Below are 23,627 nucleotides of genomic sequence, written 5' to 3' on the forward strand. Positions count from 1 at the left end.
AACTTAAGTAAGATGTGATAAAGCCTGTTTAAATCTTATCATCGCTTCCTTAATATTTTCCATCGATGTAGCATAAGACAAACGCAGGAACCCATCAGCACCAAATGCGCTTCCTGGGACAGCAGCAATTTTGGCTTCATATAAAATGTGCATAGCAAAATCAAAGGAATGTTCAATCTTCAGCACCGAAGTTTTCTTACCAAAATAGGCTGAGACATTAGGAAATAAAAAGAATGCACCTTCAGGTTTGTAACAGGTAATTCCGGGTATTGAAAGCAGCTGATCATACATGTAATCTCTTCTTATTTTGAATTCATCAAGCATTTCATTGATAACGTATTGAGGACCTGCGAGCGCTTCAATAGCTGCAGTCTGTGATACCGAAGAAGCATTGGAAGTGGAATGACTTTGAATTTTATTAATGCCTTCAATAATGTGTTCATCACCGGCGGTAAACCCGATTCTCCATCCTGTCATTGAATACGCTTTTGAAACTCCGTTAACAAGCATAGTTTTTTCTTTCATCTTTTTGCTGGTGGAAGGGAAACTGACAAATTCAAATTTATCGTAAACTAATTTTTCATATATCTCATCAGCGATAACTAATATTTTTTTATCATCAATTACTTCAGCAAGTTCATGTAGTTCTGTTTTACTATAAGCAGATCCTGTCGGATTGGAAGGATTACAGAGTATAAATATTTTTGTTTTAGAAGTTATTGTTTTTTCTAATTCGCCAGGAGTTAACTTAAATCCATTCTTTTCAGATGTTGAAGGGAAAACTGAAATCCCATTTGCCATGCTCACCATATCCGGATACGAAACCCAGTAAGGCGAGGGGATTATAACTTCATCACCCTCATTTACAGATGCCATAATTGTATTGAACACACTTTGTTTGGCACCGTTACTCACGATGATCTCTTTCAGATTGTAATCAAGATTGTTATCTCTTTTCAGCTTCGCTTGAATGGCTTTTCTTAATTCAATAGTTCCGGCGTTTATTGTGTACTTGGTGTGGTTTTCATCGATCGCTTTTTTAGCTGCTTCTTTTATGTTATGTGGTGTAGGGAAATCCGGTTCACCGACACTAAGATCGATAACATTTATCCCCTCTGCGCGCATTCTTTTGGCTTCAGCAGCAACCTGCATTGTTGGTGAAACAGTGATTCGATTTATTCTTTCAGATACCAAGATTTACTCCTTTACTTTATTAGATATAGCTTACCACACTTTGTTGAAAATAAGATAACACAATCCGGGAAATTGAAATCGGCTCGCGGAGAACTCTGGCAAATATAATACAACAGTAACGAGATAGAAATAAGTTAGAAAAATATTTTGTAAAAAAGTTCGGGAAGAAATTGTTGATAAGGTAACTTCAATAAAAAGATCACTGTGTAGTAGAATTATTAATTAGAAACTGTTGAATGATGCATTTTATGAAACAGGCTAGTTGAACACACAATTAATCAGGTGTAAAAAATCTTACACTTATTCAGGAATATTTAATGAAAACATTTTTTATTCGTTAATTATGGTGAAAAATTTTACACGTGATAAAAAAAATATTTAAAGAGAATAAAAAAGTTTGGCAAGTATAAAATTGAATTAGTATGTTTCAACCGGCAATTCTACACCCCACCTTGAACTGACTAAATCATAGTAGAATTGCTAACCCCCAGCCCGGAGTGTTCCTGCCCGTCGCTCCGGGCATTTTTATTTTAAACAATCTCTTCGAATAGCATTAATCCAATTGGTTATTGGTTTGGTTTGATCGTCTTTGAAGTGAAGCTAAAGAGGAATGTCTTACTGAATTCGTTTCAGCATCTAAAACACATTGACAAAAAATTAATTCTACCAAAAGAGGTTATTGATGATCAGTACTTATGATTCCACCACTTTAATAATTCGGGTTTAGGATTTTTAGTTTCAGCATAATAAACAGCACAACGGAAAACATATAACAGGCATCGGTCCTGTACAACGCCTGCAAACTTGTTGGACTTATCGTACAGCTTTTGCGGATCTTTTCCTTTTAGATCACTGACTGATTTTATCCCGATGTCAATTAAATTCTGTGCGATTGATTTTCCAACACCGGGGATTTCCATAAGAGTCTTTACTATCGTATTTGATTGAGCTTGCATTTCACAAATTGAAAAAATTATATCTGTCTAAAGTGAGACTCATCTTAACAATTAATAGCAACGCTAGATGAGTCTCACTTTTAGCAAATAACTGATGGCTCATTTAAGCAAAATCATTTTTTTAGTTTCTGAAAAACTACTGCTCTGAATTCTATAAAAATATATTCCGCTCGGCAAGTTGTCTGCATCGAAATTTCCAATATATTCTTAAATCATAAACCAAGATATGATTTCCAATTTTCAAAATGATAAACTTTAATAGCAAGAATAAATATTAGTAACAATATCTTTCCAATTAGATATTCTGTTAACACCCAGTATAGAAAAGCATTATTTGATTCCTTATGCTTGGCTGCAATTCTGATCCAGTCCTTTTTAAAACGTATACCTAGTAATACTGATGTACTGAAATGAATTGAATGCAACCATTTTGCAATCTCTGGAATTTTTGGTGATATCCTCATATGATCAATAAATTTCAATCCAAACTTATTCTTAGATGGAAACTTTATATTGTAATGCGGGATTAGTTCCAGATCTGCATCAAACTCCTTGTTCTGTACATATGCAACAATATTATAAAAGAATAGGTACCATAGAAAGAAGAATAAGATTATAAAAACAAACACAGGAAATAGTAAATATCTAAGGGGTTGATAACCATATCCAAATGATACTCCGTATAACCATTGTGAAAACTCACCTAGAATTATTTCTTTTTGCCAAGCCAACTCATATAAAACATCATCCGCAGATGATTTGTCATTTTGGGAAAGAAAATTTTTTGCAAGCGTTTTATAAATTTCTTCTATTATTTTGTAGTCATCATCGGAATTTCCTGTGGAGCGCTTCAATTTAATCTTTGGGCTATCTTTACCTTTCATCTGGTCCCAATAAAAAACTAATTCCCCTTGGTCGAAATAAATATTTTCCAGAAAAATTGTATTACAATTGTCTAGATTAATTCTCCTTAGATCAAGTCCTTTTTCAAATTTTGAATTTGATATGTCAAAAGTATCCTCAATGATTATCCTTGCAAACTCTGGTTTTGAATTAAAGGTGATTTTGTCAAGTATTAGATTGCGAATCCGGGAATCACTTAAAATAATTGGGGCTTCAGATTTGGTGTTAGATAAAATTAAACTTGATTCAAAATTCGAACTATCGATTTCAAGTCCGTATTTATAGTAATTAATACTTAAATCGACGGTATCATTAAATATAGAATTAATGATACTTAATCTTGAAGTAAGAAAGCTGTCCGAATTACAGCCGAAGTAGTTTTCAAATTTACAATTTGAAATTTGACTCCAACCTATAAAATTGTTTCCGAATAGCCTAACACCTTCAACGAAGTGAAGTTTATCAAAACCAAATATGTTAGTTATTGTAGAACCAGTGATTAGAATATACTTTTCAATTTTTCTAGTTGAATCGTTGAAAGGTAGGTCAACCCAAAGTCCCTCAGCCTCGATATTTAATAACCAAATCATTTCTAATTCCCAAGACTTGATCATTTTAGAAACTCTGTCGACAACTAAATTAGTATCCTTAACCAAGAAGAAATTATTTGCATTAACTACTCCTTCTTTATCGAATTTACCTCCTAATCCAATAAATTCCGAAGTATCGTTGTTAAACCAAGCATGACCGAAACTATATTCCCTCAACTCAGGAGATTTTTGCTGAGAGATTCCAGCTTGAGTAATTATTAGTATTAATATTAAAACAATATTTGAATAATTTAGTATTGATGCTTTAGTACAACCATTAAGAATATCTATCATTGAATTGCCCTTCATATGAACTCACTATTTGTTTGTGCTAACATACATTCGTAAGAATTTTAAATCAACCTGAAAGTTACCTGATTATTTGGGTTGATTCTAAGTCAACAGAATTTGGGATTGACTAATAAATTATCCGAAAATAAAAAAGGCGATTCATCCGAATCGCCTTAATTCTGTCTTCAGACTTCTGTCTTCTTACTTCTACTCCTTCTTCATCCTCTTCGGTCCTGCTGCTTTTACTTCATCCGAGCAGCCGTCTGAAAAGAGTTTAAAGTTTTCTATGAATCTTGCAGCAAGTGCGTCATACTTCTTCCAGTATTCATCTTTGCTGCCCCAGGAGTTTGATGGTTCAAGCACATCATCCGGTACTTCAGGACAAGTGAGCGGTACTTCAAAGCCGAACAGTTTATCCTTGCGGTATTTTACTTTGTCAAGTTGTCCTTCCAACGCAGCGTTGAGAAGATTTCTTGTGTGACGAATACTTATTCGTTTGCCAACGCCGAATCTTCCTCCAACCCAGCCTGTGTTGACAAGCCACACATTCGCTTTGTGCTTTAACATTCTTTGTTTCAACATTGCCGCATATTCAAAAGGATGACGAACCATAAACGGCGCACCGAAACATGCACTGAATGTAATTTGTGGCTCGATTCCCAAGCCAATTTCAGTTCCCGCTATCTTTGATGTGTAACCGCTTATGAAATGATATTGTGCCTGTTCAGGATTTAATCTTGCAATTGGCGGCATTACACCGGAAGCATCACACGTTAAGAAAATAATATTCTTCGGATGTGTTCTTACATATCCATCAGGTACAACATTAGGAATGAATTCAAGCGGATAAGAACATCTTGTGTTTTCAGTTATGTGATCATCATCAAGATCAATGTTACGACTTACAGGATCGTAAACAACATTTTCGAGTATTGTTCCGAATCTCCTTGTCGTTGCATAGATCTCAGGTTCATGTTCAGCAGAGAGACGAATTACTTTTGCATAACATCCGCCTTCAAAGTTAAACACACCCTGGCTGCTCCATCCGTGTTCATCATCACCGATTAATTTTCTTTTTGGATCTGCAGATAGTGTTGTCTTTCCTGTTCCGCTTAATCCAAAGAACAACGCTACGTCACCATCTTTTCCAACATTTGCTGAGCAGTGCATCGGCAGCACATCTTCAAATGTTAAAAGGAAATTAAGAAGAGTGAATACAGATTTTTTTATTTCACCGCCGTAAAGTGTGTTTGCAATAACCGCTGTCCTTTGTTCGAAGTTAAGTATGATAGCAGTTTCAGTTCTTGTTCCGTCGATTGCAGGATCGACTTTAAAACCGGGTAATGCAATCACAGTAAAGTCAGGAATAAATTTTTTCAACTCATCCCTGTTCTCTGTTGTGATGAACATATTCCTGGCAAATAAACTATGCCATGCTTTCTCAGTGATGATCCTTATCGGCATCCTGTAATCAGGGTCAGCACCGGCATAACAATCCTGCACAAATAATTCTTCACCTTGCAGCCACGACTGAACTCTACCCATCAACTGGTTAAATTTTTCTGAACTGAATGGACGATTGTAAACTCCCCACCAAATCTTGTCGTTCGTACTTTGTTCCTGCACGATGAATTTATCTGCCGCAGCGCGTGCAGTATGTTTGCCGGTATGTATTACAAGCGGACCTTGTTTGGAAAGTTTTCCTTCGTTACGAAAAATAATTTCTTCATATAATGCTTCATCAGGAAGATTCCAGAAGACCTGGTCAAGATCGGTAAATCCCTGGTTCTTCAATCTGAAGTCTGAAGCAAGCTCCATTGCCTGCTTTGTTGCGGGCGTATTGAATTCTAAATATTTACTCATGACCAGTCCCTCACTAATTTTCTGTCGCCGATGTAAAGTTCATTTGGGGAATCAGGATCGAGTGCCCATTTCATTCTCTCAATACCTTCCTGGATATCTTTTATTCCACCACAGTAACTCAGGCGAAGATATCCGTCAAGACCGAATTCTTTTCCCGGTACTGTTAAGACCTGGACTTTATCAATTAAAAATTCTGAAAGTTTGTTTGAGTCTTTATTGTAAACTGAAAAATCCGCGAAGCAATAAAATGTTCCGTCAGGTTTTGTTACTCTTACACCGTTAAATGATTTAAGAAGATCGATCATCACATTGCGGTTATTCTCAAGAGTTGCGCGAAGGCTTTCAACTCCTGATTGAATACCATTGATTGCACCAACTGCGGCTTTCTGTAAAAGTACAGATGGACCAGAAGTCTGATGTCCCTGTATATTGCTCATGGCTTCAATTACTTTTTTATTACCGACAGCCCAGCCGATTCTGTATCCTGTCATCGCGTATTGTTTTGAAACTCCGTTGATGATAATGATCTTTGAGTTTTCGTCCTGCTTCTTCGCGAACTTAAAAACGTTGATCGGTTTTTTACCATCGAATACTAACCTGTGATAGATGTCATCCATAATCAGCCAGATATCTTTCTTTTCACAGAACTCAACTACTTCGCCGATAAAATCTTCCGAGTACATTGCGCCGGTAGGATTGTTCGGACTGTTAATGATTATCGCTTTCGTATATGAACCAACACGGCTGGTAATATCATTTATTGTTGGATAGAAAGTTCCGTCTTCAGGAAGTGCTGCAACCGGAATTGCGCCGACAAGTTTTGCCATATCCGGATAACTAACCCAGTAAGGTGCGGGATATAAAATTTCTTCCTGCGGATTTAGTATTGCCTGCATAGCAACCATTATTGCCTGCTTTGCGCCGCTTGATGCAATTACATTTAACGGACCAACCTTTCTTTCATAGTACTCTTCTGTATAACGAATGATAGCTTGTTTGAGAGCAGGTATTCCGTCAGCAGGTGCATAACGAACTTCGCCCGTATTAACGTGAGCAACAGTTGCAAGCAAAGCATCCATCGGTGCTTTGCTTTTTGGTTCGCCTCCGCCGAGATGAATTACCGGGTCACCTTTTTCTTTCAGTATGGCAAATTTCTCGTTTAGTTTGAGAGTGGGGGAGGCTTTGATCGATTTGGCTATTAAACTTAGACTCATAATGGTCCCCGTCGTTAGTAAAACTTATACAAATTGAAATTATTTACACTGGCAAATTATTTTTAGTTGTGATGAAAGGCAAGAAGAATCTGAGGTTAATGACTGTTCAGATAATCTTTTTATGATAACCCTTTGAGTGGTGAAGAATGCAAAAATTTTATGTAGATTAATATTATATGAATTCGAAGAAGGCTTCGCAATATTTATAAAATGTATTGAGTTTGAAATTAAAATTCACTTAATTTCAAACAAGTTTTCTCTGGATTATTAACGAGGGCACTTATGAAAAAATTTTTGTTAATTATTGCAACAATTTTTTTAGGCTTCATCACTTCTACTTTTTCACAAATATCATTTGAATGGATTAAAACATTTAATGGTCCAAACAATGGGTATGATAACCTAAGTGCAATAGCTCTAGATGATTCAGGCAATATTTATGTCACTGGCAATGCTTCAAAATGTACGACCCTTAAATATAATCCCTTAGGTGAAATTCAATGGATAAGAGAATATGATAATCCAGATAGTAATGGAGTTCTTTCAGTTGGAATCAGTATAGACAATTTTAATAACGTATTTGTTATTGGCAAGCATTTCCAAAATTCCGTTGGTTACCATATTCCAGTGATTGTTAAATATAATAGTGATGGCGAAATAATCTGGGAAAAGGAATTGTTAATTCAAGTTTCATGGCCACTTTTCTTAAAATTTGATTCCGTTGGTAATATATATTTAGTTGGAGAAGTTTATCAAAATGGAAACGACATGTTCGTTACTAAATTAAATTTAAATGGTAATCAGGAATGGTATAAGAACTTTGATATCAGTGGAGATCATGATCTATTATGGGATGCTACCATTGACACAAATGGGAATGTTTACTTGCTTGGAAGCATTGACGGAAATATTCTGGATATAGTTACTTTGAAAATTGATACAAATGGTGAGACAATATGGAGTCAAATATTCGATGGTGGATTTGGAGATCTTCCGAGTGCCATAACATTATTAGATGACAATAAAAATTTGATAGTAGTTGGCGATTCGGATGGAGGTAATAATCTATTGATAATCAAATATGATAGTGCGGGTGTCCCGATATGGACAAAAACTTTTAATACAAATGGGAGTTCTGATCATCATAATTGTAGGGTTTTAAGAGACGCTGAAAATAATATTTACATTACTGGTGCTTGCTACCAAAATGGTTGGAAAATCTTGACAGTCAAATACAACTCCGATGGTGAAATGCAATGGTATAATATGTTTCAACCACCAAGTTCTAATATCATTAATAATATTTTCATTCAGAGTGGCGATGACGGAAAAATATTTGTTGCAGGAAATGCTGGATATTACTCTATTCCTTATAATATTTATGATTTCATAACGATTGAGTATAATAAACTTGGAGAACTTGAAAGATTTGTAAAATACAATGGTACTGGGAATGGTGACGATCAAGTTTCCGGGATGGTTAGCGATCGATTCGGAAACATTTTTGTAGCTGGCACTAGTTACCGGAGTGGAACCTATGATGATTATCTAATAATTAAATATAACCCAACTATTACTGATTTGGAAGATGATAAAGAAACACTTATTGAAGACTATTATCTACTACAAAACTACCCTAATCCGTTTAATCCAAAGACAAAGATAAGTTGGCAGTCACCAGTTGGCAGTCATCAAAGATTAAAGGTATATGATATGTTGGGAAATGAAGTATCAACACTTGTAGATGAATTTAGAGAAGCAGGCAGGTATGAAACAGAGTTTGATGCAAGTAATTTATCAAGTGGAGTTTATTTTTATCAGCTCTGTTCCGGTAATATTATGTTTACTAAAAAAATGTTGCTAATTAAATAATAGATGTAGTAATCGAATAATCCTTTATAATTTTTAGTGAGTTAACAATTTTAGCTGCTCAAGTTTCTCTTTCCAAAATTTTTTTTGTTTAGCTGCTAAGGTTTCATTTTTAATTTTGTTATGCTCAAGCATTACCTGTGATTTGTCTTTCCCTTTGGAATAAAAATTAACTTCAAGGTTTGTTGCGTCTTTCAACCAGGAAATTCTTATCGACTTATTCTTTGTCGCTTTCCTTATTTCAATCTTTTGTTTGCCGAGCCACTTTGTTCTAAGCTCATCATTAGTCCAGAGTGAAAATAATTTGCTGACAGGTAAGTCGACAGTCTTACTTCCACTGATTTGAAATCCTTTCTCTGTTTCGTGTACTTTTCTTAATCCCCGCGCTTGTTCATATCCGACGGTTATCATCTGCTGCCACCAGCTTCCGATTCCATAATTTTCTTTAAGCACCGCTACAATTTCTTTGTGATTCATTTTTTTTGCACCCGCTTTATCGAGTACTTTTATCCATTCATTCCAGTCCTTCCCGGTTTTTGATTTAACTGCTTCACCACTTATTCCGCCAACTTTTTCAAAACTCATTGTTTCTCCTTTCTATTTTCTCTGTGTAACTCCGTGTATTCTCTGTGGCTCTCCGTGAAAGAATTACACGGAGAACCACGGAGTAAAAATCAGAGAACCACGGAGATTTCTCTGGCTTTGCCATCGAAATGACAAATCTAAATTATTTCATTTTCCCGGAAAGTAATTCATCACTTAATCTTGTTGCTCTATAGAGATCTCTTATCGCTTCTATCATTCCTGATGAATGAACACTTACAGTTCTGTTTGCTTCTGTTGTATAAATATATCTCGCGGACAAACTTTCAATATTACCATCGAAGGCAAGACCAACTATTTCCGCATCACGATTAATTACCGGGCTGCCTGAGTTGCCGCCGATTATATCATTTGTCGAAATAAAATTTAACGGTGTGCTCAAGTCAAATTCTTCGGGAAGATTTTCCCACATTGGTGAAAGGTTAAAAGGAAATTTTTTGTCATAAGAATAGTAATGATCAAGCACTCCGTAAAATGTTGTTTTAAGCGGAGCTTTTGTTCCGTTGTAATCATAACTTTTCATTACTCCATCAGCGATGCGTAAAGTGAATGTTGCATCAGGAGGAATAACATCACCGTAAACTTTATATAATGCTTCACCAAGAAGCTGGTTATTAATTGCTTCTCTGTTCTGGATTTCAATTTCCTTTTTGGAAATTTCCGCGAGTCTTTCCCTGGTGCTTACTCTGAATTTTATGAATGGATCATTTGAATTTAAAATTTCATCCGGTGTTAGTTTGCATAGTTCATCAACTTTTTCTTTTGAAGTCAGTAGTGAACGGTTCATAATAGATTCGATAATATTTCCTCCGGTATTACTACCAACAAAATCCTTTACAAATTTATTTTCACTTCCAAGGTTTCTTTCAAATAAATTCAATTGAAGTTCAAAAAGTTTTTCCTGTAAAGATTCATCAATGTATTCAGGAAATATTTTTGAGATTGTTTCCTTTAATGCATCACCTCTGAATTCGGGTTTTCTTTTATCTTCATCGAGTTTAAGCTGGTCTGCAAACTGAATTACATCCCTGGCAATCCTGAAATAAACAGGCGAATAAAATGAACTGAGACTGTATGAAAATAATTCACGGGCGTGTAATGATGCTTCATTTCTCGATTGACTTATTTCATTCCAGATGTGTCCATATTTTTTGTTCAGTTCAATGTTACTTTGGACAGCTTCTTTAAACTCCTTCTCAAAATTTACTTTCCTCGCCATAAGATATGGATCGAGCAAGCCCTTATATGTGCCTTCATAAACTTTCAAACCATTACCGATTGAATATAACCTTGCAACCATCTCAAAATTTTCCGCATTATCCGCCATGACCATTTCCTCGTAAATCGCATAAAGATCTTTAAATAACGCGACTGTCATCGGTGTTTGTATATCACGTGCAAACTGAATCTGTGCAATAGTATGGATACGTGTAGTTGTCCCGGGATTTCCAACCACGAAGATAGGTTCATCTTCAACTGCACCATTATCACTCCATTCAAAATAGTTTTCGGTTTTTACAGGTTTACCGTTTTCATAGGCACGGAAGAAAGCGCAATCCAATCCGTAACGGGGATATGTAAAGTTGTCGTAATCACCGCCAAGTTTCGCTGTTCGAAGGTCAGGAACGAAAACTAATCTGATGTCATTATATCTTTTGTAACCGTAGAGTGAATACTTGCCGCCGTTGTAAAGTGTCACCACTTTGTAATACAGATCGGGATTTTTTTCTTTACCGGCGGTTTCAATTTCAAGGATACGTTTTCTTTTCAATTCAACTTTTTCATCATCATTTGCTCCCGCGTTCATTGATGATTTTATATCATCAGTTACATCTTCAATTAAGATTAACTGGTCAACAAATAATCCGGGCATTTGTCTTTCTTCTTCTGAAGTAGCGGCGTAAAAACCATCACGTAACAAATCTTCTCCCTCTTTTTGAACATCCGGAAGATCACCTCGTGTGCAGTGATGATTTGTCATTATCAATCCATCACCGGAAACAAATGAAGCGGAACAACCATTACCATATCGCAGTGCGGACTTTTGAACTTTGTCTAACCATTCTTTTGATGGTGAGAAATCATATTCTTCTTTAAAATATTCCAGAGGAGGAAAATCGAATGTCCACATCTTTCCCATATCAAATCGTTGAGGTTTAACAGTATCAGGGTTTAATGTGAGATAAAAGTTGTTGTAATTTGTCTCCTGAGCAAAATTCTGAAAACAAATACCGATCAAAAAAACGAAAAGCAGGAAGGTAAAATTTCGGTTATTCATAGTTTATAATGTTTTGTAGTTATAAAAAATTAACAATTATTAATGACAAATTTTTTTGCAAGATAAAAATTTTTTGTAAAAATATGTTTACCGTTCAACATAAACAGTTACTCATCAAAAGAATTCCGCTTCACTTAAATATTATAGTTTGCCTTTTCCTTCTGCTTGGGCTAAATTTATCTGCAAGAATCAATTAACTTTTTTGAATAGATATTATGTCTGAATACCCGATAAGAATTCTTGCGGCTATAATGTTCACAGATATGGTGGGCTACACTGCTATGATGCAGGAGAATGAGGGAAGGGCAAAACATATTCGCGATAAACACCGCAACGTCCTCGAAGACGCGATGATGCAGCACAACGGTCGCATTTTACAATACTATGGCGATGGTACTTTATCAATTTTCGGAAGTGTAATTGAAGCGGTTAAGTGTGCGATTGAAATTCAGAAGAAACTTCTCATAGAACCAAGAATTCCCGTACGCATAGGTATTCATGCCGGAGATATTGTGTATGATGATGACGGCGTGTATGGTGATGCAGTGAATGTCACCTCAAGAATTGAAACAAAAGGTATTGGTGGTTCCGTCTTAATTTCCGAAAGAGTTTATGATGAGATACGAAATCATCCGGGTCTCGACGCAGTTTCGCTCGGCAAGTTCGAATTAAAGAACGTTAAAAAACCAGTAGAAATATTTGCTATTAAAGCTGAAGAATTAGTTGTTCCGTCAGTGAATGAGGTGCAGAAGAATAATCCGCTTAATAAACCAAGTGTTGCCGTACTTCCATTTATTAACATGAGCGCCGATCCTGAAAATGAATATTTCAGCGATGGAATTACGGAAGAGATATTAAACGCGCTGACTAAAGTAGAAGGACTTCTTGTCACATCAAGAACTTCATCCTTCGCTTTCAAAGGAAAGAATGAAGATATACGGGATATTGGTAAACACCTCAATGTAACAACTGTGATAGAGGGCAGCGTAAGAAAATCTGGTGAACGTGTACGCGTTACTGCCCAGTTGATAAATACAAATGACGGTTATCACGAATGGTCAGAAACTTATGACAGGCATGTAAAAGATATCTTTGAAGTTCAGGATGAGATATCAAGAACCATCGCAAATAAACTCCGGCAAAAACTGGCATACACAGATGTTTCACATCCGCTGGTGAAAGCAGCCACAAAAAATATTGAAGCTTATAACCTCATGCTGAAAGCACGTTACTACTGGAATAAATGGACACCGATGGATGTAAAAAAAGCAATTTCAATTTATGAAGAAGCAATAGAACTTGATAAATCATTTTCTCCTGCATATTCAGGGATTGCGAGTTGTTATATATATCTTGGCGCTATCGGATTTCTTAAACCGACAATTGCATACCCAAGGGCAAAAGAATATGCACTTAAGGCAATGGAATTAGATGACTCACGCACAGAGAACTTGATAAGCATTGCACTCGTACAGTTATTTTATGATTGGGACTGGGAAGAATCAAAGAAATCTTTTGATAAAGCTTTCAATCTGGGAGAGACAAACGCAAACCTCCATTATACTTATTCTCTTTATCTTACTGCGGTCGGTAAAACACATGAAGCATTGACGGAAATGGAAATAGCTTATAAGCTTGATCCTTTATCATTGCCGATAAATGGTGCGTTAGTAGATGCGTACTTTTCAAACGGAAGAATTGAGGATGCGATTGAACATAGTTTTAAAATACTTGAACTCGATCCTAACTTTCGCACCTCGTTGTATTCGCTTGGGTTTTTATATCTTCACAAAGGCGATACTGAAAATGCATTTAAATATCTCCATGCTGCCCAGGAAAAAACGGGTGACAAGCGAAAAGGTATTACTCCATTAGGTTTTGCTTATGCAGTTACAGGTCAGACTGAAAAAGCTCTTGAGTGCATAAAATTACTTAAAGAACGGGAATCAATGGAAGAGACAAGTTCTCTTTGCATGGATTTTGCCATTATCTATACCGGACTTAAAGATTACGATAAAGTATTTCATTATCTTGAAATTGCTTTTAATGAACGGCTCGGCGGACTGATATTCCTCGCAGTGCATCCAAACTGGAGAATGCTGCACAATGATCCGAGAATGGAAAGTATCATGAACAGAATGGGTCTTTCAAAATTTTTTAGTTAAGTTTATCCGGCTTTCCTTTGTCATTTTCAAATATCAATTATGAAGCGATTGCAAATTTACACTGTGCCTTTAATCATCTTGTGTGTTTCCGCATTCACCCTAAGCACTGAAAGTATTTTAGAAAATTATAATCTTTCATCATCTCCGAAATCTGTTCATCTCACCGGTTCACTTACAGAAATATCAGGAATTGCCTTTACACCGGATAACAGACTATTTGCGCACCAGGATGAATCGGCTGTAATTTATGAACTGAACATCGGTAATGGAAAAATTAATAAATGGTTTAATGTCGGCAGGTTTGTGCTGACAGATGATTTTGAAGATATAGCTATAATCAATGTGACATTTTACCTGGTTACCAGCAGAGGTGATCTTTACCGATTTTACGAACAGCCTGACAGAGGTTACTCACAGTACACAAAATTTTCGACGGGATTAAAACCTGAATATGATGTCGAAGGATTATGTTATGATCCTGAAACTCACAGCTTGTTACTTGCCTGCAAAGGCAGTCCTGATAAAAAAACTGAGTTTAAATATGTATACTCATTCGATCTTAATTCAAAAAAACTTTTGACAAAACCACGTTTTCAGCTTTCATTAAAAGAGATTAAAAATAAATCAGGTATTAAAAATTTTTCACCGACAGGAATTGAACGTAATCCTGTATCGGGAACATTTTTTATAATTTCATCAAATGAAAATGCAATCATTGAAATTTCAAAAGACGGCAGGTTACTTGCTTTTTCAAAACTTGATAAATCAATTCATAAACAGCCGGAAGGAATTTCATTCAGTAAGGATAATTCACTTTTCATTTCGGATGAAGGAAATAAATCTGAAGCAAGACTTTCAAAATATTCATTCACAAAATAATGGAAAATCATGAGCAGGGCTGGAAAATCTAAATCCAAAAAATTTCGCGTCGTTCTTTTAGTCCTGATCGCTTATACCGTTGCAATTTATTTTTTTGCCGGAAGCAGTTTGGAAGGAACTTATGTTTATCCCGGACATGCGTTTAACAAAGGTTCCGACTCAGATAAAGATGAAGTGCTCTCAAGAATATTATTAATTGGTGATGCAGGCGCGCCTGCTGAAACAGGTGAAGAACCTGTATTGAATGCACTAACAATGCAGGCGTCTATAATCCCTGAAAAAACTCAGATTATTTTTTTGGGAGACAATATCTATCCGCGCGGACTTCCCGATGATGGTGATCCTGAGAGAGCTGATGCAGAAAGAAGATTGGTGCAGCAGATATATGTTGCCGAGAAAAGTAAAGCCGGAGGTATTTTCATTCCCGGAAATCATGATTGGGATAAAGATGGAGAAGCAGGCTGGGGAAGAATTCTGAATCAACAAAAATTTATTGATGGGTTGAATTTACCTAAGATTAAATTTTCTCCTAAAGCGGGATGTCCCGGACCTGAAGTATTTGATATTAACAGTAAAGTGCGATTGATAATACTTGATACACAATGGTGGCTGCATCAGTACGGCAAACCAGAAGCAAGCGACAGTGTGTGTTATCCATGTACCGAAGATGAAATCATTGCATCGTTAGATTCAGGTATTCAATCAGCGAACGGCAGATTTGTTGTTGTGGCTGCACATCATCCTCTTGAAACTTACGGTCATCACGGCGGATACTTTGAATGGAAGGATCACATTTTTCCTTTAAGACATATTAATGAAAACCTTTGGATTCCGCTTCCTGTCATAGGCTCTTTATATCCGCTTCTTCGGAACATGGGAATCGCAAATGTTGATCTTTCGCATAAAAGTTATCAGAATCTTAAAACAAAACTCGAAAAAGTTTTTACAAAGTATCCTTCATCATTAATTTATGTTACCGGTCATGAACATTCACTACAGGTATTAAATGGAATTTCCGATAATCTGTACCTTGTCAGCGGGTACGGAACTTCAGATCATCGCGAAGGTCTTATGACGGGTGATAAGACTTTATTCGCAGCATCTTACCCGGGATTTATGCAGCTTGATTTTCTAAAGAGCGGAAAGATCAGGCTGGATGTATTCAGTCCGACAATGTCTGACGGCGGTCCTGAAACAAGATTCAGCCGATGGGTGAGAGATTAATTAAAATGAAGAAAGCGGAACACATCTCTCAAATAAAATCATGTGTATATAAATGTGTTTTAATCATCCTTCTTAATTTCAGTTTTATATTTCCGCAGCAAAATAATTCTGTCCAGAAAATTGTAGTAACTCCGGGCGCTGAATATGAAGCCGGTTTTTTGCATGAGTTTTTTTTCGGAAGTCATTGGAGAGATGTATGGACGACTCCACTAGAAGTTGAGGTTCTTGATTTAGATAAATTTGAAGGCGGAATTGTACCAATCAAAAAGGGAGGCGGATTTCAAACAAAATCTTTACAGTTCAAAACTAAAGATGGATTCATCTGGAAGTTTCGTTCAATCAATAAAGACCCGAAAAAAGTTCTTCCCGAAGATCTGCGTAACTCACTAGCTGGTGATGTTATTCAGGATCAGATCAGTTCGTCAAATCCGTTTGCGGCATTAGTAGTCGTTCCATTGCTTAACGCTGTTGGAGTGCTTCAGGCAGAACCAAAGCTCATAGTCATTCCCGATGATGAAAAACTCGGTGAGTTCAGGAATGAATTTGCCGGTGTACTTGGCATGATTGAACTTCATCCTGATGAGAATGAATTTCTCGATACGGTTTTTGCCGGAGCTGAAAAAATATCCGGGACATTTAATCTTCTTGACAGACTCGCAGAAAAGAGAGATGAGAAAGTTCTTTCAACTGATTTTTTAAAAGCACGGTTGATGGATATTTTTATCGGCGATTGGGACAGGCACACTGATCAATGGAGATGGGCAAAATACGCAGCTGGTGATGGTGAAGTCTGGAAACCAATTCCACGTGACCGTGACCAGGCATTTGCAAAACTAGATGGTGTACTTCCTTTTGTTGCACGCACAATAGTTCCACAATTAAATCATTTTGATTATGATATTCCGCCGGTAAAGTTCATCACCTGGAGCGGAAGATTTCTTGACAGAAGATTTTTATCCGAACTTACTAAGACTCAATGGGATTCAGTTACAAATTTTGTAATCCAACACATCACAGATGAAGTTATAGATGAGGCTGTGAACAGGCTTCCAGCCGAACATCATCAAATTACCGGAAAGGAAATAAAAGAAAAACTTATCTACAGGAGAAGCCGGCTTTCAGAAATATCAGAAGATTTTTTCGAAAGGATTAATGAGATAGTTGAAATTTACTGCACTGAGAAAGATGACTACATTCAGGTGAACAGGCTGGATGATGAACAAACTGAAGTCGCGATATTCAAACGTGATAAGTCTTCAGGCAAAAAAGAAGGTCAGGCACTTTACCACAAAATCTTTGATAATGATCTCACGAGTGAAATAAGGCTGTATCTGCTTGATGGAGATGATTATGCTCTACTCACTGGTGACGTAAATACAAGTCCACTAGTAAGAATTATCGGCGATGAAGGAAAAGATACTTTTGCTGACAGTTCAAATGTAAGCGGATATTTTCTCGCTTTCACCCCTGTGCCTGATGCTGAAAATAAAACTGAAATTTATGACAGCGGAAAGAAAACTGACATCGTTTTCGGCAGCGGCACATATTATAACGATGATGAACAACCATCACCAGTAGATGATTTTGAAAAGTATGAACCAAAAAAATTGGACAGGGGACATGATTTTTATATTATTCCCGTAATCAATTATGACAGCGATAACGGTTTTATACTTGGTGCCGGTCCGCTGATCTATAAGTATAATTTCCGTGTTGACCCTTATGAGTACAGGATCAAATTACTCGGTTCATACACTTCAATACCAAACAGCTATAGTGTAGAATTTAATTCAAAGTTTTATTCCCTGATCAAAGGTACCCGGATAGATCTTCGTGTATATAAAAGTGAATTAAGTCTCACAAAATATTTCGGGTACGGAAATGAAAGTTTTTTCAGTAAAGATTTAGAGGGACAGGGATTTTATGAACTCGACCGTGAACAATTTCAATTTTCTCCTTCAATCGGAATACTGCTCGGATCAAACTCCGTATTCTCAGCCGGGTTTACATACGAATATTCAAACTCAAAATTAAAGAGCGATACACTTATTTATCTCTTCCCTTATGGCGAATATGGAAATGGAAGTATCAGATCACTAACACTGCATTCACAATTTCAGTATGATGACAGGGACAATGAAGATAACCCTCATTCGGGATTTTTAATCAATGTGTCCGCAAGTATTACTCCGGATATCCTGGATGTAAAACAGAATTATTACAAAGCGGGATTTGAAATAAGAAAATATTTTCTGTTAGATTTTATAACCGAAAACATCCTGGCATTAAGAACGATTGGTGAAAAATTGTGGGGCGAGTACCCGTTCTATGAATCTGTATTTCTTGGTGGAAGTGAGAACCTGCGTGGTTACATCAGGGAAAGGTTTTCAGGTGATGCGGGGCTGCTCGGGCAGTTGGAGTTAAGATCATTTTTAACCGACGTTAAGCTAATATTAAAAGGTAAAATGGGGTTAAGTACTTTTGTTGAAGCAGGAAGAGTTTTTACAAAGAATATTAAATCGGAGAAATGGCATCCTTCATTCGGCGGAGGATTATGGGTTTCTTATTTAGACAGAATGCTGAACATTACTTTAACTTTGGCGAAGTCTGATGAGAGTTTACAATTCTACTTTGGAACTGCTTTTATGTTTTGATTCTATCCAGACTAATATTTATGACTAATGAATGAATACAAAATTTTCTGCTTCGGAGTTAAATAAACTAAAGACAGTTTTAACAGTTTCAATTGCAGGAATCATCATAGGCATTCTGTTTGCGAACATCGCATTCGGGTTTACTTTTTACAGGGTTGTTAAGGGCGCGTTAATAGGTTTTCTTATAACTTCGATCAGTTCATGGGTTGAACTGTTTTACTTTCAGAAAAAATTGATAAGGTTAAATTTTTCTGCTGAACTTTTACTAAGAACAATTTTTTATATAGTCCTTATCACATTTACAACACTAACTGTTGTTGTGATTCATGAAAGTCTTGAAGATGAAATGACTTTAAGCGATGCTTTGTTGGGCAGCGATGTAGCTGATTTTATCAGCACTGATTTTACTTACATTTTTATTTTTGCAATCGCTGGAAGTCTTATCATTAATTTTACCTGGCAAATAAGCAGGATGCTGGGAAAAGGTGTTCTGACAAATGTTATTCTTGGCAGGTATAGACGTCCGGCGATAGAAAAAAAAGTCTTTATGTTTCTTGATCTTAAATCATCAACTATGCTTGCAGAAAAACTGGATCCTTACTCTTACAGCAGACTGCTTCAGGAATTCTTTAATGACATTACTGATCCTGTGATTAATCATTCCGGGCAGATTTACCAGTATGTTGGCGATGAAGTTGTGCTGATGTGGAACGCGGATGACGGAATTAAGAATAATAATTGCGTTAACTGCTTCCGCTCAATTTTGAGTAATATTTCCCGGAAGCAAGAACAGTATCTTAACCACTTCGCATTTGTTCCTGAGTTTAAAGCCGGGATTCATATCGGCGATGCTGTTGTTACTGAGGTTGGTGAACTTAAGAAAGAAATAGTTTATCACGGTGATGTGCTAAACACTGCTTCACGTATTCAATCAGAGTGCAACAAACTTGGAGTCTCATTACTAATTTCAAATGATGTGGCGAAAGCTCTTAATAACGACGAGAGTATTCAACTTAAATCAGAGGGAAAAATTCTGCTTAAGGGGAAGGAGAAAGAGGTTGAATTATTCTCTGTTCAGTTTACCGGGGGTATGATTTAAATAATCATAAACAGCGTATTGAGCCCGCACCTTTTTAACTGCTGTTGACTTTCTGAACAGGTTTTTTTGTTTCATATCAATTAACCTTGCTTTAACATTATCCCGCAATTGAATGTTAATAATATTTTTTAATATCCTTTTTATACTTGTATCATAAACCGGGAAACAGATTTCTATTCTCCTGTTTAAATTACGACCCATCAAATCCGCAGACGCAACATAGTATAAAGTATTTCCATTATTGTTAAATATGTAAATCCTTGCATGCTCAAGGTATCGATCAACAATGCTTGTAACTTTAATATTTTCACTATGACCTTTTACACCGGGTACAAGGCAGCAAATTCCTCGGACAATAATATTAATTTTCACACCCGCATTTGAAGCTTCATAAAGTTTTTTAATTATCTTTTTATCCTCAAGACTATTAAGCTTTAAAATTATTGAGGCTTTTTTGTTCTGCTGAGCATACAGAATTTCATTATCAATTAATTCCTCTATGCCTGACCTTAAATTAAATGGTGCCGTCAGTAAATAGCTGAAACTTTCTTTAAGACTTTTTCTTGTCAGAATTCTGAAAACTTTTTTGCATTCTTTGGTTATCCTTTCATCACTTGTGAATAGCCCAAAATCGGAATAAACAAGAGCAGTCTTTTCATTAAAATTTCCTGTTGAGAGGTATGCGTACATTTTTATCGAATTTTTTTCTTCTCTTTCAACAAGGCAAATTTTTGAATGTACCTTCATACCCGGAAAACTGTAATGAACATCAACACCTGATTTAGAAAGCGCCAATGCCCATGATAAATTTGCCTCTTCATCAAATCTTGCTTTCACTTCTACAAATGCGGTCACAGTCTTGCCATTGTTCGATGCTTTAATAAGTGCTTCCGCTATTTTGGATGAAGATGCAATCCTGTAAAGAGTGATTGAAATAGATTTAACCTTGGGATCATCTGCAGCTTCATTCAAAAATTTAATTACGGGGTCGTATGAATGGTAAGGAAAGTGAAGCAGCAAATCCTTTCGGGATATTAATTTGAAAGCTGATTTATTTTTATCAGACAATACACTTTGCAAAGCCGGCATTGGTTCGTAGTACAATTCAGTTTTATTTATAAATGGGAAACTGAAAAAATCGTGGAAGTTGTGATAACGTCCGCCGGGAATTAAATCATCTATTGTGAGAGAGAGTGAATCACTAAGAAATTTTAGAAACTCTGCCGGCATAGATTTGTCATATAAAAAACGGCAGGGAAGGCCAGTCTTTCTTTTCGACAATCCCTTATGAATTTTTTCAAGAAGGTTGCCGGAGAATTCATCGTCAATATAAAGCTCGGCATCACGTGTTAATTTTATTGAATATGCAGATTCAACATAATACCCGGGAAAAATATTTTTTAAGTGCATGCGGATGATGTCATCAAGGAATATCACGTAACGGTTTTCACTGTTTTCTTCTAGCAATAAAAATCTTTTTAATTTGTCTGAAGGAATTTCCACAAGTGCATACTTACTTTTTACCGAATTGGTCCCATCCGGTTTTTTCAATTTTAGTTTAACTGCAAAATAAATATGACGGTTATGGAGGAATGTTGTGATTTTATTTCCATCAAGAATTACCGGTTGAATAGCAGGCAAGACCTGGTTTCTAAAATATTCAGTTACTTCACTAAAAAATTTTTCCGGAAGTGAATTATCATCGACAATGTGAATACCATTTGCGGCAAGCTGAGGTATGATCCTTGTATTATAAATAAATCCGAACTTCTCCTGCTGTTGATGAACAGTGCTGTGGATTTTCTTTAAAAGTTTTTCAGGATTAAAAGATAATTTCTTTTGGGTGTTCTTTTTTAATTCAAGTAAACTTCTTATTGAAGCAACTCTCACTCTGAAAAATTCATCGAGGTTTGATGAATAAATAGCCAGGAATTTTATCCGCTCGAACAACGGAACCGATTCATCTTCAGATTCCTGCAGAACCCTGTGATTAAATGATAGCCAGCTTAACTCCCTGTCAAAATTTTTTTTTGGTGATTTATTTGTCATACTTGTTTTAAGTTCAGGTTATTATCAAGGTGTGTGCTTCTTTGGATAATCGAACCACAATATTTCGCAGCTTTCTCTCACAACATCTTTCCAGGTGTTTACATTCAATTTTAAACAAACTACTCCTGTGGTTGGAATGTTTTCAATGCCTCCGTCAGAAATAAAATTAACAAAATTTGTAAGACCCGGATTATGCCCGAATATCATCACTGAATTTATATAGTCTTCAACTTCTGAAATTACATTCAGTATATCCAGTGAGTCAGCTTCATATAAATTTTCATCAGCTTTTATTCTTGAGTTTAGATATCCTAAAATTTCAGCAAAACATTCGGCGGTTGTAAATGCCCGGTTAGCAGGGCTTGCGATAATAACCTCTGGAAGGATTTTTTTCTTCAATAAAATTTCAGCCATAAACGGAGCGTTCTTTTTCCCGCGTCTATTCAACGGTCTGTCAAAGTCATCAAGTGAAGGATTAGACCAGCTTGATTTTGCATGCCTGACTACATAAAGCATTTTCATATTAAAACTATTCGATAAGGGGACTGAGGTTTGTACCGCCTGGATGAAGCATTATTGCGATGGTAAATGCAAGCACCGAAATGATAAGTCCGTACATAAAAATATTATAACAAATTCTCAGGTACTGATATTTTCTTCCGACGACCTGTCCGAGAAAATAAAAATCTTTTATCATGCTTCGGTAAAGGTAGTCCTGGTCTTTCATCAACTCCAGCATACCCCACTCAAAATTTTTCAGATCCATTTTGAAAAAGTTTCCAAAGAACAAAAGGTTTGCACGTTTCTGTTCAATATCCTCTTTTGTAAATATTCCGGATGTTATTTTAGGTCTTGTAGCAACTGTCGCAAAAATTAATGTAGTTAAACTTACAATTGTAATAACAGCAGTCGGAACAATAAGATGGGGATTTGAATCAAGCTTTCGTGCAAGCACAGCTATTATAGCAGTCAGCAGCAGGGTATTTACGCTGATCATAATATTGGCTTTGTTGTCCGCCATTGCGCTGAACTCGACGTGTGTGCGCATTGTGTTCCTGAACATTGTTTCAATACCGCGTTCAGGCAGTTTTTCTTTTTTGGGTTTATCCTCAACAGGATTAATTTTTGTTGCATCATTTGAAATGGCTGACGGCTGATCCATAATTTCTTTCTTTAATTTTTTTTGAAGCTTGGAAAGATTGGCATCTTTTTGTTCGTCGAATAAAAGTTTTGCGCACTTTGTATGGAATTTAGTTTTGTTAAGAAATTCAATATTAATTTTATACCAGTCCGTGTCAGAAAATTTTTTCCCTGCCATAGTTTCCCATTCCGCACGAAGTAACTGTGTGCGTGCGTTGTATCCTTTTCTGCCAAGGTGTGCAAGGTCCGCGTCACAGAGTACCTGCTCTGAAATGTCTGAAGGTGATTGAGGAATTTGTGTGCTGAGTATCATCTTTCCGACTTTTTCAATTTTATTTTCAGGAAATGAAATCTGTTTCAGGAAAGATTTACTTAGCTCGACGCTCTTTTGTTCATGCTCTTCATAGTTTTCAGTCAAACCAAGATCATGCATCCAGGCGGCAATTAATGTCAGTTCCATTTCCGCATCTGTTAAATTAGAATGCTTTCCTATTTCCTTAACCGATTCAACAACTTCTGTAGTGTGAGCAAGATTGTGATACACACAGCCTGCAGGCAGTTTTTCTGAAAGAAGTTTTGTAGCGTACTCGGCAACTTTGTTAACAAAGGAAGTCATGTTAACCCTCAAAAGTGATTTGAAGTAAACTTAGAGATTT

The 23,627-nt window shown here is 36.3% G+C and carries 17 protein-coding genes; 6 read left to right on the plus strand and 11 right to left on the minus strand.

Features of this window, described 5'->3' with window-relative positions:
• Window positions 1–3: 3 nt before the first annotated feature.
• From IPM56_06180 to IPM56_06205, 6 genes are all read right to left on the minus strand, one after another.
• The gene (locus IPM56_06180) at window positions 4–1,197 is read right to left on the minus strand and encodes a pyridoxal phosphate-dependent aminotransferase (protein QQS38236.1); all 1,194 of its coding nucleotides are present in this window, start codon (window positions 1,195–1,197) and stop codon (window positions 4–6) included.
• A gap of 683 nt (window positions 1,198–1,880) precedes the next feature.
• Window positions 1,881–2,114 carry a pathogenicity locus gene (locus tag IPM56_06185; protein ID QQS37540.1) on the minus strand — a complete coding sequence of 78 codons (234 nt, stop codon included), beginning with the start codon at window positions 2,112–2,114 and terminating at the stop codon, window positions 1,881–1,883.
• Window positions 2,115–2,249: 135 nt separating this feature from the next.
• Window positions 2,250–2,351 (minus strand): T9SS type A sorting domain-containing protein, encoded by a 102-nt coding sequence (locus IPM56_06190; GenBank protein ID QQS38237.1) that lies wholly within the window; start codon window positions 2,349–2,351, stop codon window positions 2,250–2,252.
• 11 nt (window positions 2,352–2,362) lie between these two features.
• Window positions 2,363–3,937 (minus strand): hypothetical protein, encoded by a 1,575-nt coding sequence (locus IPM56_06195; protein QQS37541.1) that lies wholly within the window; start codon window positions 3,935–3,937, stop codon window positions 2,363–2,365.
• A 204-nt stretch (window positions 3,938–4,141) separates the two neighbouring features.
• Entirely contained in the window at window positions 4,142–5,797 is a 1,656-nt protein-coding gene (gene pckA, locus IPM56_06200) for a phosphoenolpyruvate carboxykinase (ATP) (GenBank protein QQS37542.1), read from the minus strand.
• Window positions 5,794–7,011 (minus strand): aminotransferase class I/II-fold pyridoxal phosphate-dependent enzyme, encoded by a 1,218-nt coding sequence (locus IPM56_06205; protein QQS37543.1) that lies wholly within the window; start codon window positions 7,009–7,011, stop codon window positions 5,794–5,796. The genes pckA and IPM56_06205 overlap by 4 nt, the downstream gene beginning before the upstream one ends.
• Before the next feature lie 282 nt (window positions 7,012–7,293).
• Here IPM56_06205 and IPM56_06210 point away from each other — a divergent pair, with 282 nt between their 5' ends.
• Window positions 7,294–8,883 (plus strand): SBBP repeat-containing protein, encoded by a 1,590-nt coding sequence (locus IPM56_06210; GenBank protein QQS37544.1) that lies wholly within the window; start codon window positions 7,294–7,296, stop codon window positions 8,881–8,883.
• A gap of 33 nt (window positions 8,884–8,916) precedes the next feature.
• On the opposite strand, the gene IPM56_06215 is transcribed toward IPM56_06210, so the two are convergent.
• Entirely contained in the window at window positions 8,917–9,465 is a 549-nt protein-coding gene (locus IPM56_06215) for a DUF4287 domain-containing protein (protein QQS37545.1), read from the minus strand.
• A 142-nt stretch (window positions 9,466–9,607) separates the two neighbouring features.
• Window positions 9,608–11,761 (minus strand): S46 family peptidase, encoded by a 2,154-nt coding sequence (locus IPM56_06220; GenBank protein ID QQS37546.1) that lies wholly within the window; start codon window positions 11,759–11,761, stop codon window positions 9,608–9,610.
• A 215-nt stretch (window positions 11,762–11,976) separates the two neighbouring features.
• On the opposite strand from IPM56_06220, the gene IPM56_06225 reads away from it, so the two are divergent.
• From IPM56_06225 to IPM56_06245, 5 genes are read left to right on the plus strand one after another with little or no spacing between them, the layout of a single operon-like run.
• Window positions 11,977–13,926, plus strand: a complete 1,950-nt coding sequence (locus tag IPM56_06225) for a guanylate cyclase (GenBank protein QQS37547.1) — start codon at window positions 11,977–11,979, stop codon at window positions 13,924–13,926.
• A 39-nt stretch (window positions 13,927–13,965) separates the two neighbouring features.
• Window positions 13,966–14,805, plus strand: a complete 840-nt coding sequence (locus IPM56_06230; GenBank protein QQS37548.1) for an SdiA-regulated domain-containing protein — start codon at window positions 13,966–13,968, stop codon at window positions 14,803–14,805.
• Window positions 14,806–14,814: 9 nt separating this feature from the next.
• On the plus strand, window positions 14,815–16,029 hold the full coding sequence (locus IPM56_06235; protein QQS37549.1) for a metallophosphoesterase: 1,215 nt from the start codon (window positions 14,815–14,817) through the stop codon (window positions 16,027–16,029).
• Window positions 16,030–16,034: 5 nt separating this feature from the next.
• A complete protein-coding gene (locus tag IPM56_06240; protein ID QQS37550.1) occupies window positions 16,035–18,683 on the plus strand; it encodes a BamA/TamA family outer membrane protein in 2,649 nt (882 codons plus the stop codon).
• A 31-nt stretch (window positions 18,684–18,714) separates the two neighbouring features.
• Window positions 18,715–19,782 (plus strand): adenylate/guanylate cyclase domain-containing protein, encoded by a 1,068-nt coding sequence (locus IPM56_06245; protein QQS37551.1) that lies wholly within the window; start codon window positions 18,715–18,717, stop codon window positions 19,780–19,782.
• On the opposite strand, the gene ppk1 is transcribed toward IPM56_06245, so the two are convergent.
• Genes ppk1 through IPM56_06260 form a run of 3 tightly spaced genes read right to left on the minus strand, consistent with a single transcriptional unit; the run spans window position 19,747 to window position 23,587 of the window.
• Window positions 19,747–21,831 carry a polyphosphate kinase 1 gene (gene ppk1, locus IPM56_06250; GenBank protein QQS37552.1) on the minus strand — a complete coding sequence of 695 codons (2,085 nt, stop codon included), beginning with the start codon at window positions 21,829–21,831 and terminating at the stop codon, window positions 19,747–19,749. The genes IPM56_06245 and ppk1 overlap by 36 nt on opposite strands.
• A gap of 24 nt (window positions 21,832–21,855) precedes the next feature.
• Complete coding sequence (locus IPM56_06255; protein ID QQS37553.1) at window positions 21,856–22,353, minus strand: histidine phosphatase family protein; 498 nt, start codon at window positions 22,351–22,353, stop codon at window positions 21,856–21,858.
• A gap of 7 nt (window positions 22,354–22,360) precedes the next feature.
• Window positions 22,361–23,587, minus strand: a complete 1,227-nt coding sequence (locus IPM56_06260) for an HD domain-containing protein (GenBank protein ID QQS37554.1) — start codon at window positions 23,585–23,587, stop codon at window positions 22,361–22,363.
• Between the last annotated feature and the right edge of the window lie 40 nt (window positions 23,588–23,627).

It is taken from the genome of Ignavibacteriales bacterium, assembly GCA_016700155.1.
Lineage (GTDB): Bacteria > Bacteroidota > Ignavibacteria > Ignavibacteriales > Ignavibacteriaceae.

Coding starts and splice junctions, on each gene's coding strand:
- IPM56_06255 (QQS37553.1), bottom strand. CDS start 22,353: ATGAAAATGCTTTATGTAGTCAGGCATGCAAAATCAAGCTGGTCTAAT.
- IPM56_06230 (QQS37548.1), top strand. CDS start 13,966: ATGAAGCGATTGCAAATTTACACTGTGCCTTTAATCATCTTGTGTGTT.
- IPM56_06245 (QQS37551.1), top strand. CDS start 18,715: ATGAATACAAAATTTTCTGCTTCGGAGTTAAATAAACTAAAGACAGTT.
- IPM56_06215 (QQS37545.1), bottom strand. CDS start 9,465: ATGAGTTTTGAAAAAGTTGGCGGAATAAGTGGTGAAGCAGTTAAATCA.
- ppk1 (QQS37552.1), bottom strand. CDS start 21,831: ATGACAAATAAATCACCAAAAAAAAATTTTGACAGGGAGTTAAGCTGG.
- IPM56_06235 (QQS37549.1), top strand. CDS start 14,815: ATGAGCAGGGCTGGAAAATCTAAATCCAAAAAATTTCGCGTCGTTCTT.
- IPM56_06220 (QQS37546.1), bottom strand. CDS start 11,761: ATGAATAACCGAAATTTTACCTTCCTGCTTTTCGTTTTTTTGATCGGT.
- IPM56_06185 (QQS37540.1), bottom strand. CDS start 2,114: ATGGAAATCCCCGGTGTTGGAAAATCAATCGCACAGAATTTAATTGAC.
- IPM56_06210 (QQS37544.1), top strand. CDS start 7,294: ATGAAAAAATTTTTGTTAATTATTGCAACAATTTTTTTAGGCTTCATC.
- IPM56_06195 (QQS37541.1), bottom strand. CDS start 3,937: ATGATAGATATTCTTAATGGTTGTACTAAAGCATCAATACTAAATTAT.
- IPM56_06240 (QQS37550.1), top strand. CDS start 16,035: ATGAAGAAAGCGGAACACATCTCTCAAATAAAATCATGTGTATATAAA.
- IPM56_06225 (QQS37547.1), top strand. CDS start 11,977: ATGTCTGAATACCCGATAAGAATTCTTGCGGCTATAATGTTCACAGAT.
- IPM56_06205 (QQS37543.1), bottom strand. CDS start 7,011: ATGAGTCTAAGTTTAATAGCCAAATCGATCAAAGCCTCCCCCACTCTC.
- pckA (QQS37542.1), bottom strand. CDS start 5,797: ATGAGTAAATATTTAGAATTCAATACGCCCGCAACAAAGCAGGCAATG.
- IPM56_06260 (QQS37554.1), bottom strand. CDS start 23,587: ATGACTTCCTTTGTTAACAAAGTTGCCGAGTACGCTACAAAACTTCTT.